Source organism: Streptomyces sp. PA03-5A (assembly GCF_033792725.1).
GTDB lineage: Bacteria > Actinomycetota > Actinomycetes > Streptomycetales > Streptomycetaceae > Actinacidiphila.
Window position 1 is genome coordinate 337,834 of sequence record NZ_JARAVL010000002.1, and the last position, 14,889, is coordinate 352,722.

Genomic DNA, 14,889 nt, shown 5'->3' on the forward strand with positions numbered 1-14,889 from the left:
ACTCGGCGCCGGCTTTCCCTGGCATCCGAGGGCGATGGCAGAGTGATCGTTCCGCTTGACTAGCCTTGCCGTCATGAATCGCTGGGAAGAGCTGACTGGTGGGAGCTCCGGAGAGGACTACGCCGCGCGTCTGGCGGTTGTGGCCGACGGCGGCAAGGACATGCATGGTGAGGCGCGATTCTGCGCCGCGCTCGTGCCCGTGGGAGCGCGGGTGCTGGACGCCGGGTGCGGTACCGGACGGGTCATGATCCGGCTCGCGGAGCTCGGGTACGACTGTGTCGGGGTGGATCTCGATGAGTCCATGCTGGCGGTGGCCCGCAGGGAAGCGCCGGACCTGACGTGGATCCGGGCCGACCTGACCGATTTTGCCCCGGCCGATGTTCATGCCGCTGCGGGCTTCGACCTCGTGGTCGCCGCCGGCAACATTTTCCCGCTTCTCGCCACAGGTACCGAGGCGGCGGCCGTCAGCCGACTGGCCGCGGTGCTGCGCCCGGGGGGTCTGTTCGTCTCCGGATTCGGCTTGGATGAGGCCCACCTGCCGGTGCCGCCAAGCATCACGCTGCCGGAGTACGACACCTATTGCGCTGCGGCGAGCCTCGCCTTCGTCGACCGCTTCGCCACCTGGGACGCCGACCCTTATGAGGGCGGCGGCTACGCGGTCAGCGTCCACCGGCGCTGAAAGATCCCGGAAGCCGTCTTGGTGCAGGCGGTATGGGTCGCGTGTTCTTGGGCCGTTTGCTTGCCGGGCGGGCTGTGGCGCTGAAGGTCGTCCATCCGTACTGAGCGCGCCAGGCGGTCAGTGGCGCTTTCACGGCACCGGTGGTGGTGGCCGGTCCGGAGGGTGACTTGCCGTGGTTGGTGACCGTCTGCGTACCCGGGGCCGAGCCTTACCGAGCGGTCGCGGCGGGCGGTCCTCTGATCCTCACCGCACAGGACACGGTCTGGGGCGAACGCCTGTGGCCGGTGTCCCGCCGACCCGACTTGGCCGCACGAAGCCATACCGGTCGTCTCGGCATGTTCACGTGGTAGTGGCGAGTCCGGAGCGAGGGCCAACTATCGTCCTGAGGGGCCATGCGCAGAGCCTCGTCATAGGCGGCGGGGCCGGAACGGGCCGAAAAGCTTTGCATAAAACTTCCGGGCGCCGTATAGTCATGCCATCGACGAGGAGGGTCCATGGCATTCCGGGCAGCGGTGGCGGGAGCGAGCGGGTACGCGGGCGGGGAGATCCTGCGCCTGTTGCTGAACCACCCCGAGATCGAGATCGGCGCGCTCACCGGGAACACCAACGCCGGGCAGCGCCTCGGCGGCCTGCAGCCGCATCTGCTGCCGCTGGCCGACCGCGTCCTGGAGGCGACCGACGTGGAGGCGCTGGCCGGACACGACGTCGTCTTCCTCGCGCTGCCGCACGGGCAGTCGGCCGCCGTCGCCGAGCAGCTCGGTGACACGGCCCTCGTCGTCGACTGCGGCGCCGACTTCCGGCTCGAGGACGCCGCGGACTGGGAGCGGTTCTACGGCTCCCCGCACGCGGGCACGTGGCCGTATGGCCTTCCGGAGCTGCCGGGTGCGCGCGCCGCGCTGGCGGGCTCCAGGCGCATCGCGGTGCCCGGTTGCTACCCCACCGCGGTCACGCTCGCGCTCTTCCCCGCGTACGCGGCGGGCCTGGTGGAGCCCGAGGCCGTCGTCGTCGCCGCGTCCGGCACCTCCGGTGCGGGCAAGGCCGCCAAGCCGCACCTGCTGGGCAGCGAGGTCATGGGCAACATGACCCCGTACGGCGTCGGCGGTACGCACCGGCACACCCCCGAGATGATCCAGAACCTCTCCGGGGTGGCCGGGGAGCGGGTCTGCGTCTCCTTCACCCCGACGCTGGCGCCGATGCCCCGCGGCATCCTCGCCACCTGCAGCGCCAAGGCCAGGCCCGGCACCACCGCCGACGCCGTACGGGGCGCCTACGAGAAGGCGCTGGCCGACGAACCGTTCGCGCACCTGCTGCCGGAGGGCCAGTGGCCCGCCACCGCCGCCGTGTACGGCTCGAACGCCGCGCTGATCCAGGTCGCGTACGACGAGGCCGCCGGCCGGGTCGTCGTCGTCAGCGCCATCGACAACCTCACCAAGGGGACCGCCGGCGGCGCGGTGCAGAGCATGAACATCGCGCTCGGCCTCCCCGAGGGACTGGGCCTGAGCACCGCGGGGGTCGCACCATGACCCCCCGCCCCGCCGCCCGCGCCCGCCGCGCCGTCGCCGAGCTGCTCACCCGGGCCGCGCCCTGCGGCGCGGGGGCCGACGCGCCCGGCACGGCCCCGGTGACCGGGCCGTACACCGACATCACGGCGAAGGCCGCGCCCCTGCGGTGCGTCGGCCCAGAAGCGGACAAGGAGACGACACAGTGAGCGTCACGGCAGCACAGGGATTCACGGCGGCGGGTATCGCCGCCGGGATCAAGGAGAACGGCAACCCGGACCTCGCCCTCGTGGTGAACAACGGTCCGCGGCTCGCCGCGGCCGGCGTCTTCACCTCCAACCGCGTCAAGGCCGCCCCCGTCCTGTGGTCGGAGCAGGTCCTCAAGGGCGGTCAGGTCTCCGCCGTCGTCCTCAACTCCGGTGGCGCCAACGCCTGTACGGGCCCCCTGGGCTTCCAGGACACCCACGCCACCGCCGAGGCGGTCGCCGACGCCCTCGGGCAGAGCGCGGGGGAGGTCGCCGTCTGCTCCACCGGGCTGATCGGCGTCCGGCTGCCTATGGACAGGCTGCTGCCGGGCGTCGCCAAGGCGGCGGCCGAGCTCTCCGCCCACGGCGGCGAGAAGGCCGCCATCGCCATCAAGACCACCGACACCGTCCACAAGACCGCCGTGTACGAGGGCGAGGGCTGGACGGTCGGCGGCATGGCCAAGGGCGCGGGCATGCTCGCACCGGGCCTGGCCACCATGCTGGTCGTCCTCACCACCGACGCCGACCTGGACTCCGCCGCCCTCGACGGGGCGCTGCGCGCCGCCACCCGCACCACCTTCGACCGGGCCGACTCCGACGGCTGCATGTCGACCAACGACACGGTGCTGCTGCTCGGCTCCGGTGCCTCCGGCGTCACCCCCGCACCGGAGCCGTTCGCCGCCGCCGTCGAGCAGGTCTGCGCCGACCTCGCCCGCCAGCTGATCCGCGACGCCGAAGGCGCCTCCAAGGACATCAAGATCGAGGTCGTCAACGCGGCGACCGAGGACGACGCCGTCGAGGTGGGCCGCTCCATCGCCCGCAACAACCTCCTCAAGTGCGCGATCCACGGCGAGGACCCCAACTGGGGCCGGGTGCTCTCGGCGATCGGCACCACCTCCGCCGCCTTCGAGCCGGACCGCCTCAACGTCGCGATCAACGGCGTGTGGGTCTGCAAGTCCGGCTCCGTCGGCGAGGACCGCGAGCTGGTCGACATGCGCTACCGCGAGGTCCACATCACCGCCGACCTCGCCGCCGGCACCGAGACCGCGACCATCTGGACCAACGACCTGACCGCCGAGTACGTCCACGAGAACAGCGCCTACAGCTCATGAGCGCCCGCAAGCACACGGCCCTGCCTAAGGCGCAGATCCTGATCGAGGCGCTGCCCTGGCTGACCCGGCACCACGGCAAAACGGTCGTCATCAAGTTCGGCGGCAACGCCATGGTCGACGAGGAGCTGAAGGCGGCCTTCGCCCAGGACGTCGTCTTCCTGCGGCACGCCGGCCTCAAGCCGGTCGTGGTGCACGGCGGCGGCCCGCAGATCAGCGCGCAGCTCGACAAGCAGGGCCTGGTCAGCGAGTTCAAGGCGGGGCTGCGGGTCACCACCCCGGAGGCCATGGACGTCGTCCGCATGGTGCTCGCCGGGCAGGTGCAGCGCGAGCTGGTCAACCTGCTCAACCAGCACGGCCCGCTCGCCGTCGGCCTGACCGGTGAGGACGCCCACACCATCAGCGCGACCCGGCACCGCCCGATGATCGACGGCGAGGCCGTCGACATCGGCCGGGTCGGGCAGATCACCGAGATCGACACCGGTGCCATCCGGGCCCTGCTGGACGACGGCCGCATCCCGGTCGTCTCCTCCATCGCCCGCAGCGCCGACGACGGCCACATCTACAACGTCAACGCCGACACCGCCGCGGCGGCGCTCGCGGCCGCGCTCGGCGCGGAGACCCTGATGGTCCTCACGGACGTCGAGGGCCTGTACGAGGACTGGCCGAACAGCGACGAGGTGATCAGCCGGCTCACCGCGAGCGAGCTGGAGAAACTGCTGCCCGAGCTGTCCAGCGGCATGGTGCCCAAGATGGAGGGGTGCCTGCACGCGGTGCGCAACGGCGTCCACACCGCCCGGGTCATCGACGGGCGGGTCCAGCACTCGATCCTGCTGGAGATCTTCACCGACGAGGGAATCGGCACGATGGTGGTACCCGACGGCGTCGACACGGCGGGCGGCACATCGCGGAACGAAGGGGAACGGGCATGACCGGGACCGGCGACCAGGGGAACGAGGCGCTCACACGGCGCTGGCAGGGCTCCCTGATGGACAACTACGGCACCCCGCGGCTGCCCCTGGTCCGCGGCGAGGGCGCCCGGTACTGGGACGCCGACGGCAACGAGTACCTGGACTTCCTCGGCGGCATCGCGGTCAACGCCCTCGGCACCGCCCACCCCGCCGTCGTCCGCGCGGTCTCCGAGCAGATCGCGACCCTCGGCCACGTCTCGAACTTCTTCATCGCCGAGCCCACGGTCGCCCTCGCCGAGCGGCTGCTCCAGCTGTCCGGCCGGCCCGGCCGTGTGCTGTTCTGCAACTCCGGCGCCGAGGCCAACGAAGCCGCCTTCAAGATCGGCCGGCTGACGGGCCGTACGCACATGGTGGCCACCGACGGCGGCTTCCACGGCCGCACCATGGGCGCGCTCGCGCTCACCGGGCAGCCGGGGAAGCAGGAGTCCTTCCGCCCCCTGCCCGGTGACGTCACCCATGTGCCCTACGGCGACGCCGACGCGCTGCGCGCCGCCGTCACCGAGCGGACCGCGCTGGTGATGCTCGAGCCCGTCCAGGGCGAGAACGGCGTCATCGTGCCCCCGGCCGGATACCTGGCCGCCGCCCGGGAGATCACCCGCGCCACCGGCACCCTGCTCGTCATGGACGAGGTGCAGACCGGCATCGGCCGCACCGGCCACTGGTTCGAGCACCAGGCGCAGGGCGTCGAGCCGGACGTCGTCACCCTCGCCAAGGCGCTCGGCGGCGGCCTGCCCATCGGCGCCACGCTCGCCTTCGGCCCCGCGGCCGAGCTGCTGACTCCCGGTCAGCACGGCACCACCTTCGGCGGCAACCCGGTGGCCTGCGCCGCGGCGCTGGCCGTCCTGGACACCATCGCCCAGGAGGGCGTGCTGGACAACGTCAAGCGCCAGGGCGAGAAACTGCGCCAGGGCGTCGAGGCGCTGGACCACCCTCTGGTCGATCACGTGCGCGGTGCGGGCCTCCTGCTGGGTATCGTGCTCACCGAGCCGCTCTCCGCGCAGGTGCAGAAGGCGGCTCAGGACGCCGGACTCCTGGTGAACGCCGCCGTACCCGACACGGTGCGGCTCGCCCCGCCGCTGATCCTCGGTGACGCCGAGGTGGACGCGTTCCTGGGGGCGCTGCCGGGTGTCCTCGACGCCGTACATGCCGCAGAGGGACACCGATCCGGAGAATGACACGACGATGAGCGAGGCGCAGCAGCAGGCCGGCGGGGGAGCCGCCGCCGTACCGCAGACCCGGATGGCACGCCACCGGCGGATCGTCGACATCCTCAACCGGCTGCCGGTGCGGTCCCAGAGCCAGCTCGCCAAGCTGCTCTCCGACGACGGGCTGAGCGTCACCCAGGCGACGCTCTCCCGTGACCTCGACGAACTGGGCGCGGTGAAGATCCGCACCAACAACGGCGAACTCATCTACGCCGTGCCCAGCGAGGGCGGTTTCCGCACCCCCATGGCGCCGCTCGGGGAGTCGGTGAAGGAGGAGCGGATGAGCCGCCTCGCCGGAGAACTGCTGATCTCCGCGGAGGCCTCGGCCAACCTCGTCGTCGTCCGCACCCCGCCCGGCGCGGCGCAGTTCTTCGCCTCCGCGATCGACCAGGCCGAGGTGTACGACATCCTCGGCACGATCGCGGGCGACGACACGGTCATGCTGATCAGCCGCGACCCGGCCGGCGGGCAGGCGGTCGCCGACCACCTGCTGCGCCTGGCCGCGGGCGGTTAGGACCGGGCCCCGGGCCCGGTCAGACGACGGGGCTCAGGCCCCCGTCGAAGTTGATGCCGGTGCCGGTGACGTAGCCGGCCCGGCCGGACAGCAGGAAGGCCACCAGGTCCGCGAACTCCTCGGCGCGGCCCACCCGGCCCAGGGGGATGCCGGACTCGCGGCCCATCGTGGCGTACAGCTCCTCGACGGTGATCCCGCGCTCCTCGGCCTGCCGGGTCCACTGGCCGCTCTCGACCAGGCCGACGAGCACGGCGTTGACCCGGATGTTGTCGGGCCCGAGCTCCTTGGACAGCGCCTTGGTCAGCGCGAGGCCGGCCGCGCGGGAGACCGAGGTCGGGGTGCTGCCCGCGCCGGGGGACTTGGCGGAGACGGCGAGGGTGTTGACGATGCTGCCGCCCCCCGCGGCGCGCAGGTGGGGGAGTGCCAGCCGGGTCAGCCGCACCGCGGCGTGCAGCTTCAGCTGCAGGTCCTCCTCCCACACCGAGTCGTCCTGGCGCTCGAAGAAGCCGGCCGCGCTGCGCCCGGCGTTGTTGACCACGGCGTCGATCCGTCCCCAGCGCCCGTCGGCGGCGGCGACGAAGCGCTCGAGGTCCTCGGGGCGGGTGACGTCGGCCGGCACGCCCAGTACGTCGGCGCCGGTGGCGCCCAGTTCCTTCACCACGTGCTCGATGCGCTCGGGGTCACGTCCGCACAGCGCCACCTTGGCGCCCTCGGCGGTCAGCCGCCGGACAAGGGCCGCGCCGAGTCCGTCGGACCCTCCGGTGACCAGCACGACCTTGCCGTTCAGTTGCAGATCCATGTGACGCATTCTTGCCACCTGGAACAGCTGATCGTCAAGCGCTCAACTTGGCGACGAAACGCCCGAATCCCGAGGTGTGCCAGGTCGTGCCGTCGGGGTCGACGGCGAAGGCCTCCACATCGGGGAGTCCTTCCAGCCACTCCCGGGCCCGGCCGCCCATGGCGTAGCCGGCCGTCGCCCAGGTGTCCGCCTCGGTGAGGGACGCGCACACCACGGTGAGCGACGCGAGTCCCCCGGCGGGCGGCGCACCCGTGTGCGGGTCGAGGATGTGGCAGCCGCGTTCGGCGGGACCGGAGGTGGCGACGGCCAGCTCGCCGTCCGCCTCGACGACGGTGGCCAGCCCCCCGGGCCGCAGCGGATCGGCGATGCCGACCCGCCAGGGGCCGCCGGTCAGCTGGACGTCGCCGCCGCCGTTGAGGCAGACCTTCCCGGCGCCCGCCGCCGCGATCGTCGTGGCGGCCCGCTCGACCGCCCAGCCCTTGACCAGGCCGGTGGGGTCGAGCGCGGTGCCGGGGCCCGCGTAGCGCGGGGTGAACCAGCCGTCGGTGCGGCGCTCGGCGTCCTCGCACAGCCCCAGGACCTCGCGCACCTCGCGTGAGCACTGCGCGAGGGCGAGTTCACCACGGCCCAGCCGGCTGATCTCGCTGTCGGCCCGGAAGGTGGAGAACACCGCGTCGACCTGGTGCAGGCCCGCCACCGCCTCGTCCAGGGCCGCCCGGACGCGCGGCTCGCGGGCACCGCGCACGTCGAAGGAGAACACCGTCCCCATGCAGTGCTCCACGTGCCGCAGGCGCGGGGGGTTGTCGGACATCGTCAGGCACCGGCCTTGTCCAGGGCGCTCTGCAGCGACTTGCGGTAGCCCTCGCTGGTGAAGGAGGCACCGGAGACGGTGTCGATCTGCGCGCTCTGGGCGGTGACCGCGGCCCGGTCGAGCTGCGGGACGGCGCTGGCGGTGAGCTGGTCGCTGGTGGGGGTGCCCGCGGGCGCCTGGACGGCCGCGGCCGAGACGATCCGCCCCCCGTCGACCGTGATCTTGACCTGGACGGGGCCGTAGCTGGTCTGCGCGACGTCCCCGGTGACGGTCTTCCGCGCGGGCGCGCCACCCTGCTTCCCCGGGGCCCGCGCCCCGCCGGTGCCGCGTCCGTCCGCCGGGGCCGAGGCCACCGGCACCGACGGGTCCGGGCCGGCGGGCGAGGGGGCCGCGGAGACCGGCGGCACCTGCTGTGCCGGGGCCCCGGCCTGCGAGGTGAAGGGCGCCGTCGTCGGCTTCAGGGCGAGCAGCAGCACGACCCCGGAGACGGTCGTCACGCTGCTCAGGAGGATCCGGCGCAGCGGGTGCTTCTTCTTCACTCGGACCTCACATCTCGAAGGACTCGTGGTGGATACGGCGTTCGGGCACTCCCGCCTCGCGCAGCGCGGAGTACGACTCCTCGGCCAGCCCCGGGGGGCCGCACAGGTACACGTCGTGCCGGTCGATGTCCGGCAGCATCCGCCGCAGTCCCTGCGCGGTGATCTCCGGGCGGGCGCCGCCGGGTCCGTTCACCGCGTACACCAGGCGTGCGCCGCGTTCGGCGGCGATCTCCTCCAGCTCCGCCCACAGCGCGAGGTCCTGCCTGCTGCGGGCCCGGTACAGCAGCGTGAGGTCGCCGGGCGCGGCCGGCAGCGTCTCGAACAGCGCCCGCAGCGGGGTGATCCCGGCGCCGCCCGCCAGCAGCAGCACCTTGCCGCCGCGGCGGCGGGCGGCCGTCATGGCGCCGTAGGGGCCCTCGGCCCACACCCGTGTGCCGGGTTCGAGCGAGGCCAGCGCGGAGCTGTGGCCGCCCACCGCCTTGACGGTGATCCGCAGCAGGTCGGGCCGGGGCGGCGCCGACAGCGAGTACGGGTTGGCGCTCCAGCGCAGCCCCGGGGCGAGGAAGCGCCAGCGGAAGAACTGGCCGGGCTCCGCGCCCAGGCGGTGCAGCCTGCGTCCCGTGATCAGCACCGAGACCACGCCCGGCGCCTCCTCGACGGTCTCCGCGACCCGCATGCGGTGCCTCATGTTGAGCCGGACCGGCACCAGCACCCGGTACCAGAGGACCAGCCCCGTCACCGAGCCGTACAGCGCGTACCAGATGCCGCGCGCGGTGGCGCTGCCGGCGAACTCGGCACCGGTGGCCAATTGGTGCCAGAAGGTCAGGTAGACCGCTGCGTAGGTCAGCAGGTGGACGTAGTACCAGGTCTCGTAGCGCAGCCGGCGGCGCAGGACGCCCGCCGAGACGAAGCCGATGACCAGCAGCAGCACGGTGCCGGCCGTCGCCTCGATCATGCGCGGGTAGTCCAGGACCACGGAGACCGACTGCTGTACGAGCGGCTGCCCGGACTGCTCGGAGTAACCCCACAGGATGAGCGCGACGTGGACGACGACCAGGCAGACGGCGTACCGGCCGCTCATCGCGTGCCAGCGGGCTACCCGGTCGCTGCCCACGCGCCGCTCCAGCGCGGGGACGCGCGCCATCTGCAGGACGACCAGGGCGATGGCGTAGCCGCCGAGCAGGCCGGTGATCCGGCCCGCCGCGGTGAGCCAGCCGGCCGTGGTCGGCTGGATGTAGGGGGTGTTGCCCCACCACAGCCACACGACCCCGGCGGCGCCCGCCCAGGCCAGCAGGAGCAGCGGGATCGCGGGGGAACGGCGGGGCCGGATCCGGCGCATGGCCTGCCGCCTGCCCGCCCTGCTGTTGTGGATCATCGTGGTCGTGGCCGCCATGCGCATGGGTACGCACGGCTCCGCGCCCCTGCTCAAAGCCCGGTTTCCCACCACGCGCCGTACCGCGATGTGGTATTGCGTGCGCTCCGCGGGGCGGCCGGGTGCGGGCGGCCCGATCGTCCGGGGCGCGGCTGCCGCGGGGAGCGGCCGACCCGCCTGTGAGCTGCCACGACACGGCCGATTGACGAATCATGCGGGGGAGTGCATACTTATACCCAACAGCGTATGCACCACCATCGCCGCCATACGCACCGGACCTCGCGCACCAAAGGAGAGACCCGTGACCGAGCGCGTCGTACTCGCCTACTCGGGCGGACTGGACACCTCCGTCGCCATCGGATGGATCGCCGAGGAGACCGGCGCCGAGGTCATCGCCGTGGCCGTGGACGTCGGCCAGGGCGGCGAGGACCTGGACGTCATCCGCAAGCGGGCGCTCGCCTGCGGCGCGGTGGAGGCCGAGGTCGCCGACGCCAAGGACGAGTTCGCCGACGAGTACTGCCTCCCGGCGATCAAGGCCAACGCCCTCTACATGGACCGCTACCCGCTGGTCTCCGCGCTCTCCCGGCCGACCATCGTCAAGCACCTGGTGGCCGCCGCCAAGAAGCACGGCGCCTCGATCGTCGCCCACGGCTGCACCGGCAAGGGCAACGACCAGGTCCGCTTCGAGGCCGGCATCTCCTCCCTCGCCCCCGAGCTGACCTGCATCGCGCCGGTCCGCGACTACGCGATGACCCGGGACAAGGCGATCGCGTTCTGCGAGGAGAAGAACCTCCCCATCGCCACCACCAAGAAGTCCCCCTACTCGATCGACCAGAACGTCTTCGGACGCGCCGTCGAGACCGGCTTCCTCGAAGACATCTGGAACGCCCCGATCGAGGACGTCTACGAGTACACCCAGAACCCGGCCGGCCCCCGCGAGGCCGACGAGGTGGTCATCACCTTCAAGCAGGGCGTCCCGGTCGCGATCGACGGCAAGCCGGTCACCGTCCTGCAGGCCATCCAGCAGCTCAACGAGCGCGCCGGCGCCCAGGGCGTCGGCCGGATCGACATGGTCGAGGACCGCCTGGTCGGCATCAAGTCCCGCGAGGTGTACGAGGCTCCGGGCGCGATCGCCCTGATCACCGCCCACCAGGAGCTGGAGAACGTCACCGTCGAGCGCGAACTCGCCCGCTACAAGCGGCAGGTCGAGCAGCGCTGGGGCGAGCTGGTCTACGACGGCCTGTGGTTCTCCCCGCTCAAGCGGGCCCTGGACGGCTTCATCGACGAGGCCAACCAGCACGTCACCGGCGACATCCGGATGACCCTGCACGGCGGCCGCGCCGTCGTCACCGGCCGGAAGTCCGACCAGTCCCTGTACGACTTCAACCTGGCGACCTATGACACCGGCGACACGTTCGACCAGTCGCTCTCGAAGGGCTTCATCGAGATCTTCGGCATGTCGTCGAAGATCGCGGCCAAGCGCGACCTTGCGTAGTCAGTAGCCTCGACCACGGCAGCCCGCCTCCCCGCCCCTGCCGGCGGGGAGGCGGCCGCACATCCACCCCCGAGGGAAGCGAGCAGACCAGTGAGCACCAACAGCGGCGACGTCCGGCTCTGGGGCGGCCGTTTCGCCGACGGTCCCGCGGAGGCGCTGGCCAAGCTCTCCGCGTCCGTCCACTTCGACTGGCGGCTCGCGCCGTACGACATCGCCGGCTCCCGCGCCCACGCGCGCGTGCTGCACAAGGCGGGCCTGCTGAGCGACGTCGAGCTGACCCGCATGCTCGCCGGCCTCGACCAGTTGGAGTCCGACGTCGCCGACGGCTCCTTCACCGGGACCATCGCCGACGAGGACGTCCACACCGCCCTGGAGCGCGGCCTGCTGGAGCGGCTCGGCCCCGACCTCGGGGGCAAGCTGCGAGCCGGCCGGTCCCGCAACGACCAGGTCGCCACGCTCTTCCGGATGTACCTGCGCGACCACGCCCGGATCATCGGCGGCCTGATCGCCGAGCTGCAGCACGCCCTGGTCCGGCTCGCCGAGACGCACTTCGACGTCGCCATGCCCGGCCGCACCCACCTGCAGCACGCCCAGCCGGTGCTCTTCGCCCACCATGTGCTCGCCCACGTCCAGGCGCTGTCCCGGGACGCCGAGCGGCTGCGCCAGTGGGACGAGCGCACGGCGGTGTCCCCGTACGGTTCCGGCGCGCTGGCCGGTTCCTCGCTCGGGCTGGACCCGGAGGCGGTCGCCAGGGACCTCGGCTTCGAGCACGGCTCGGTGGCCAACTCCATCGACGGCACGGCCTCGCGCGACTTCGTCGCCGAGTTCGCCTTCATCACCGCCATGATCGGCGTCGACCTCTCGCGGATCGCGGAGGAGGTCATCATCTGGAACACGAAGGAGTTCTCCTTCGTCACCCTCCACGACGCCTTCTCCACCGGCTCGTCGATCATGCCGCAGAAGAAGAACCCGGACATCGCGGAACTCGCCCGCGGCAAGTCCGGGCGGCTCATCGGCAACCTGACCGGCCTGCTCGCCACGCTGAAGGCGCTGCCCCTGGCGTACAACCGCGACCTGCAGGAGGACAAGGAACCGGTCTTCGACTCCTGCGACACCCTCGAGGTCCTGCTGCCCGCCTTCACGGGCATGATGGCCACGCTCACCGTCAACCGGGAGCGCATGGAGGAGCTCGCCCCGGCCGGCTTCTCGCTCGCCACGGACATCGCCGAGTGGCTGGTGAAGCGGGGCGTGCCCTTCCGTGTCGCGCACGAGGTCGCGGGGGAGTGCGTCAAGGTCTGCGAGGCCGAGGGCATCGAGCTGGACCAGCTGACCGACGAGCAGTTCGCCAAGATCTCCCCGCACCTCGCTCCCGAGGTGCGCACCGTGCTGAACGTGCCCGGCGCGCTGGCCGCCCGCGACGGTCGCGGCGGGACCGCTCCGTCGGCGGTGGTGGTCCAGCTCGCCGAGGTCAAGCGGGACCTCGCCGTCCAGTTGGCGTGGGCGCAGGCCAAGGGCTGATCCCGCGAGCAGGGAGCCCGGCCGGGTCCGTCCACCCGGCCGGGCTTCTTCGTCGTCGCGCGTGAGACACTGATGTCTCATATGGGTTAGCCTTGTCTCATGAGCTTCGATCGTGAGCAGGTCCTGCGGGACGCGGCCGACCTGCTGTCGCGGCGTGCCACCGCCTCCATGGACGAGATCGCCAAGGCCGCCGGCATCAGCCGGGCCACGCTCCACCGGCACTTCCCCGGCCGGGACGCGCTGGTGCGGGCCCTCGGCCTGCTCGGCATCGCGCAGACCGAGGAGCGCCTGGACGCGGCGCGCATCGAGGAGGGCGACCCCGTCGAGGCCGTCCGCCGGCTCATCAGCGAGGCCGTGCCCGTCTCCGGTTTCCTGGCCTTCCTCTACGGCGAGAACCAGATCTACGACGTCGCCGAGATCAACGAGGGCTGGGCGCGCATCGACGCCCGGGTCGCCGCCCTCTTCCGGCGCGGCCAGGAAGACGGCGCGTTCCGCTACGACCTGACCCCCGCCTGGCTCGTCGAGGCGCTGTACGCGCTCATCGCCGCTTCGGCCTGGTCCGTTCAGGACGGCCGCATGGCCCGCCTCGACCCCGCCCGCATGGTCACCGAACTGCTGCTCGGCGGCATGCTGCGCGACCCCCGGAGCGGGTCGTGACCACCGCCGCACCCGTCACCACCCCGCGCCACGACGACCGCGGCCACCCGGGGCGCTGGCTCGCCCTCTGCGTCCTCACCCTCGCGCTGCTGCTCATCGCCGTCGACGCCACCGTGCTCGGCCTGGCCGTGCCCTTCCTCAGCGCGGACCTGCGGCCCACCTCCACCCAACTGCTTTGGATCGGCGACGTCTACTCCTTCGTCATCGCCGGCCTGCTCGTCTCCATGGGCGGCCTCGGCGACCGCGTCGGACGCAAGCGGCTGCTGCTCACCGGCACCGCCGCCTTCGGCGCGCTCTCCGTGCTCGCCGCGTACGCCACCACCCCCGGCAAGCTCATCACCGCCCGCGCCCTCATGGGCGTCGCGGGCGCCACCCTCATGCCGTCCACGCTCGCACTGATCCGCACCCTCTTCCCCGACCCGCGCGAGCGGAGCTTCGCCATCGGCGTCTGGGGCGCCGTCTCGACCGCGGGCGCCGCCCTCGGCCCGGTCGCCGGCGGGATCCTCCTCGAGCACTTCTGGTGGGGCTCGGTCTTCCTCATCAACCTGCCCGTCATGGCCCTGCTGCTCGTCGTGGGCGCCCGGTTGCTGCCCGAGTCCCGCGACCCGGCGCCCGGCCCGTGGGACCCGGCCAGCGTCCTGCTCTCGCTGCTGGGCATGTTCGGCGTCGTCTACTGCGTCAAGCAGCTCGCCGTGCACGGACCCGGACCCGGCGCGGCCGGTGCCGGCGTCCTCGGCGCGGCCTGCCTGTACACCTTCGTCCGCAGGCAACTCGCCCTGTCCAAGCCGCTGCTGGACATGCGTCTGTTCCGGCACCTGGGCTTCTCCGGCGCGGTGCTGGCGGACCTGCTCACCGTGCTCGGGCTCGCCGGGAGCGTCTTCTTCCTCTCCCAGTTCCTCCAGCTCGTCCAGGGCCGCTCCCCGCTCCAGGCGGGACTGTGCGAACTCCCGGCGACCCTCGGCGCCGCCGCCACCGGGCTCGTCGCGGGCGCCGTCGCGCGCCGCTGGTCGGTCCGGGTCGCCGTCACGGGCGGCCTCGGCGCCACCGGACTCGCCCTGACCGCCCTCCTGGCCCTGCGCCCCGGCACGGGCTACCTCTTCCTCGGCGCGGCCCTGCTGGTCGTCGGCGCCGGAGCCGGGCTGTCGTTCACCGTCACGGCCGACGTCATCCTCTCCAGCGTCCCGCCGCAGCAGGCCGGTGCCGCCTCCGGCGTCTCCGAGACCGCGTACGAACTCGGCGCCGCCCTTGGCATCGCCCTCCTGGGCTCCGTGGTCACCGGCATCTCCGGCGGCCCGGCCTCGGCCGACCCCGCCGCCTTCACCGACGGCCTGCGCGCCGCCTCCGCCGCCGGGGGCGCCGTCCTGCTGCTGGCGGCCACCGCCGCCTGGCGCCTGCTGCGCGGCCAGCGGCTCGCGGACGGCCGGGTCACCCCGGTGGGCCGCTGACGGGCTGACGGCCTGACCGTCCGGGGCCCGG

General features: G+C 72.6%; 15 protein-coding genes. 11 read left to right on the forward strand and 4 right to left on the reverse strand.

Annotation, left to right across the window (positions count from 1 at the left end):
• The first annotated feature begins 73 nt into the window (after positions 1–73).
• The 7 genes from PV410_RS04140 to PV410_RS04170 all read left to right on the forward strand — a co-directional run bounded on the left by PV410_RS04140 (position 74) and on the right by PV410_RS04170 (position 6,222).
• Positions 74–679 carry a class I SAM-dependent methyltransferase gene (locus PV410_RS04140; protein WP_500322352.1) on the forward strand — a complete coding sequence of 202 codons (606 nt, stop codon included), beginning with the start codon at positions 74–76 and terminating at the stop codon, positions 677–679.
• A gap of 494 nt (positions 680–1,173) precedes the next feature.
• Positions 1,174–2,202 carry an N-acetyl-gamma-glutamyl-phosphate reductase gene (argC, locus tag PV410_RS04145; protein ID WP_500322353.1) on the forward strand — a complete coding sequence of 343 codons (1,029 nt, stop codon included), beginning with the start codon at positions 1,174–1,176 and terminating at the stop codon, positions 2,200–2,202.
• Positions 2,199–2,387: a hypothetical protein gene (locus PV410_RS04150; RefSeq protein ID WP_499510867.1), complete on the forward strand. Its 189-nt coding sequence runs from the start codon at positions 2,199–2,201 to the stop codon at positions 2,385–2,387. The genes argC and PV410_RS04150 overlap by 4 nt, the downstream gene beginning before the upstream one ends.
• The gene (argJ, locus tag PV410_RS04155) at positions 2,384–3,535 is read left to right on the forward strand and encodes a bifunctional glutamate N-acetyltransferase/amino-acid acetyltransferase ArgJ (RefSeq protein ID WP_500322354.1); all 1,152 of its coding nucleotides are present in this window, start codon (positions 2,384–2,386) and stop codon (positions 3,533–3,535) included. The genes PV410_RS04150 and argJ overlap by 4 nt, the downstream gene beginning before the upstream one ends.
• Positions 3,532–4,464 (forward strand): acetylglutamate kinase, encoded by a 933-nt coding sequence (gene argB / locus PV410_RS04160; protein ID WP_499510865.1) that lies wholly within the window; start codon positions 3,532–3,534, stop codon positions 4,462–4,464. Before argJ ends, argB begins: the two co-directional genes overlap by 4 nt.
• A complete protein-coding gene (locus PV410_RS04165; RefSeq protein WP_500322356.1) occupies positions 4,461–5,678 on the forward strand; it encodes an acetylornithine transaminase in 1,218 nt (405 codons plus the stop codon). The genes argB and PV410_RS04165 overlap by 4 nt, the downstream gene beginning before the upstream one ends.
• A 7-nt stretch (positions 5,679–5,685) precedes the next feature.
• The gene (locus tag PV410_RS04170) at positions 5,686–6,222 is read left to right on the forward strand and encodes an arginine repressor (RefSeq protein ID WP_499510863.1); all 537 of its coding nucleotides are present in this window, start codon (positions 5,686–5,688) and stop codon (positions 6,220–6,222) included.
• 19 nt (positions 6,223–6,241) lie between these two features.
• Here the strand turns inward: PV410_RS04170 and PV410_RS04175 are convergent, their stop codons facing one another.
• Genes PV410_RS04175 through PV410_RS04190 form a run of 4 tightly spaced genes read right to left on the reverse strand, consistent with a single transcriptional unit; the run spans position 6,242 to position 9,764 of the window.
• Positions 6,242–7,021 carry an SDR family oxidoreductase gene (locus PV410_RS04175; protein WP_500322357.1) on the reverse strand — a complete coding sequence of 260 codons (780 nt, stop codon included), beginning with the start codon at positions 7,019–7,021 and terminating at the stop codon, positions 6,242–6,244.
• Positions 7,022–7,055: 34 nt separating this feature from the next.
• Positions 7,056–7,832, reverse strand: coding sequence for an FAD:protein FMN transferase (locus PV410_RS04180; protein ID WP_500322358.1), 777 nt, complete (start codon positions 7,830–7,832; stop codon positions 7,056–7,058).
• 2 nt (positions 7,833–7,834) lie between these two features.
• On the reverse strand, positions 7,835–8,371 hold the full coding sequence (locus tag PV410_RS04185; RefSeq protein ID WP_500322360.1) for an FMN-binding protein: 537 nt from the start codon (positions 8,369–8,371) through the stop codon (positions 7,835–7,837).
• A gap of 7 nt (positions 8,372–8,378) precedes the next feature.
• The gene (locus PV410_RS04190; RefSeq protein WP_500322362.1) at positions 8,379–9,764 is read right to left on the reverse strand and encodes a ferredoxin reductase family protein; all 1,386 of its coding nucleotides are present in this window, start codon (positions 9,762–9,764) and stop codon (positions 8,379–8,381) included.
• 280 nt (positions 9,765–10,044) lie between these two features.
• On the opposite strand from PV410_RS04190, the gene PV410_RS04195 reads away from it, so the two are divergent.
• From PV410_RS04195 to PV410_RS04210, 4 genes are all read left to right on the forward strand, one after another.
• Positions 10,045–11,238 carry an argininosuccinate synthase gene (locus tag PV410_RS04195; RefSeq protein WP_499510858.1) on the forward strand — a complete coding sequence of 398 codons (1,194 nt, stop codon included), beginning with the start codon at positions 10,045–10,047 and terminating at the stop codon, positions 11,236–11,238.
• A gap of 90 nt (positions 11,239–11,328) precedes the next feature.
• Entirely contained in the window at positions 11,329–12,756 is a 1,428-nt protein-coding gene (argH, locus tag PV410_RS04200) for an argininosuccinate lyase (protein WP_500322363.1), read from the forward strand.
• A 99-nt stretch (positions 12,757–12,855) separates the two neighbouring features.
• Positions 12,856–13,413 (forward strand): TetR/AcrR family transcriptional regulator, encoded by a 558-nt coding sequence (locus tag PV410_RS04205; RefSeq protein ID WP_500322364.1) that lies wholly within the window; start codon positions 12,856–12,858, stop codon positions 13,411–13,413.
• Complete coding sequence (locus tag PV410_RS04210) at positions 13,410–14,858, forward strand: MFS transporter (RefSeq protein WP_500322366.1); 1,449 nt, start codon at positions 13,410–13,412, stop codon at positions 14,856–14,858. Before PV410_RS04205 ends, PV410_RS04210 begins: the two co-directional genes overlap by 4 nt.
• Positions 14,859–14,889 lie beyond the last annotated feature (31 nt).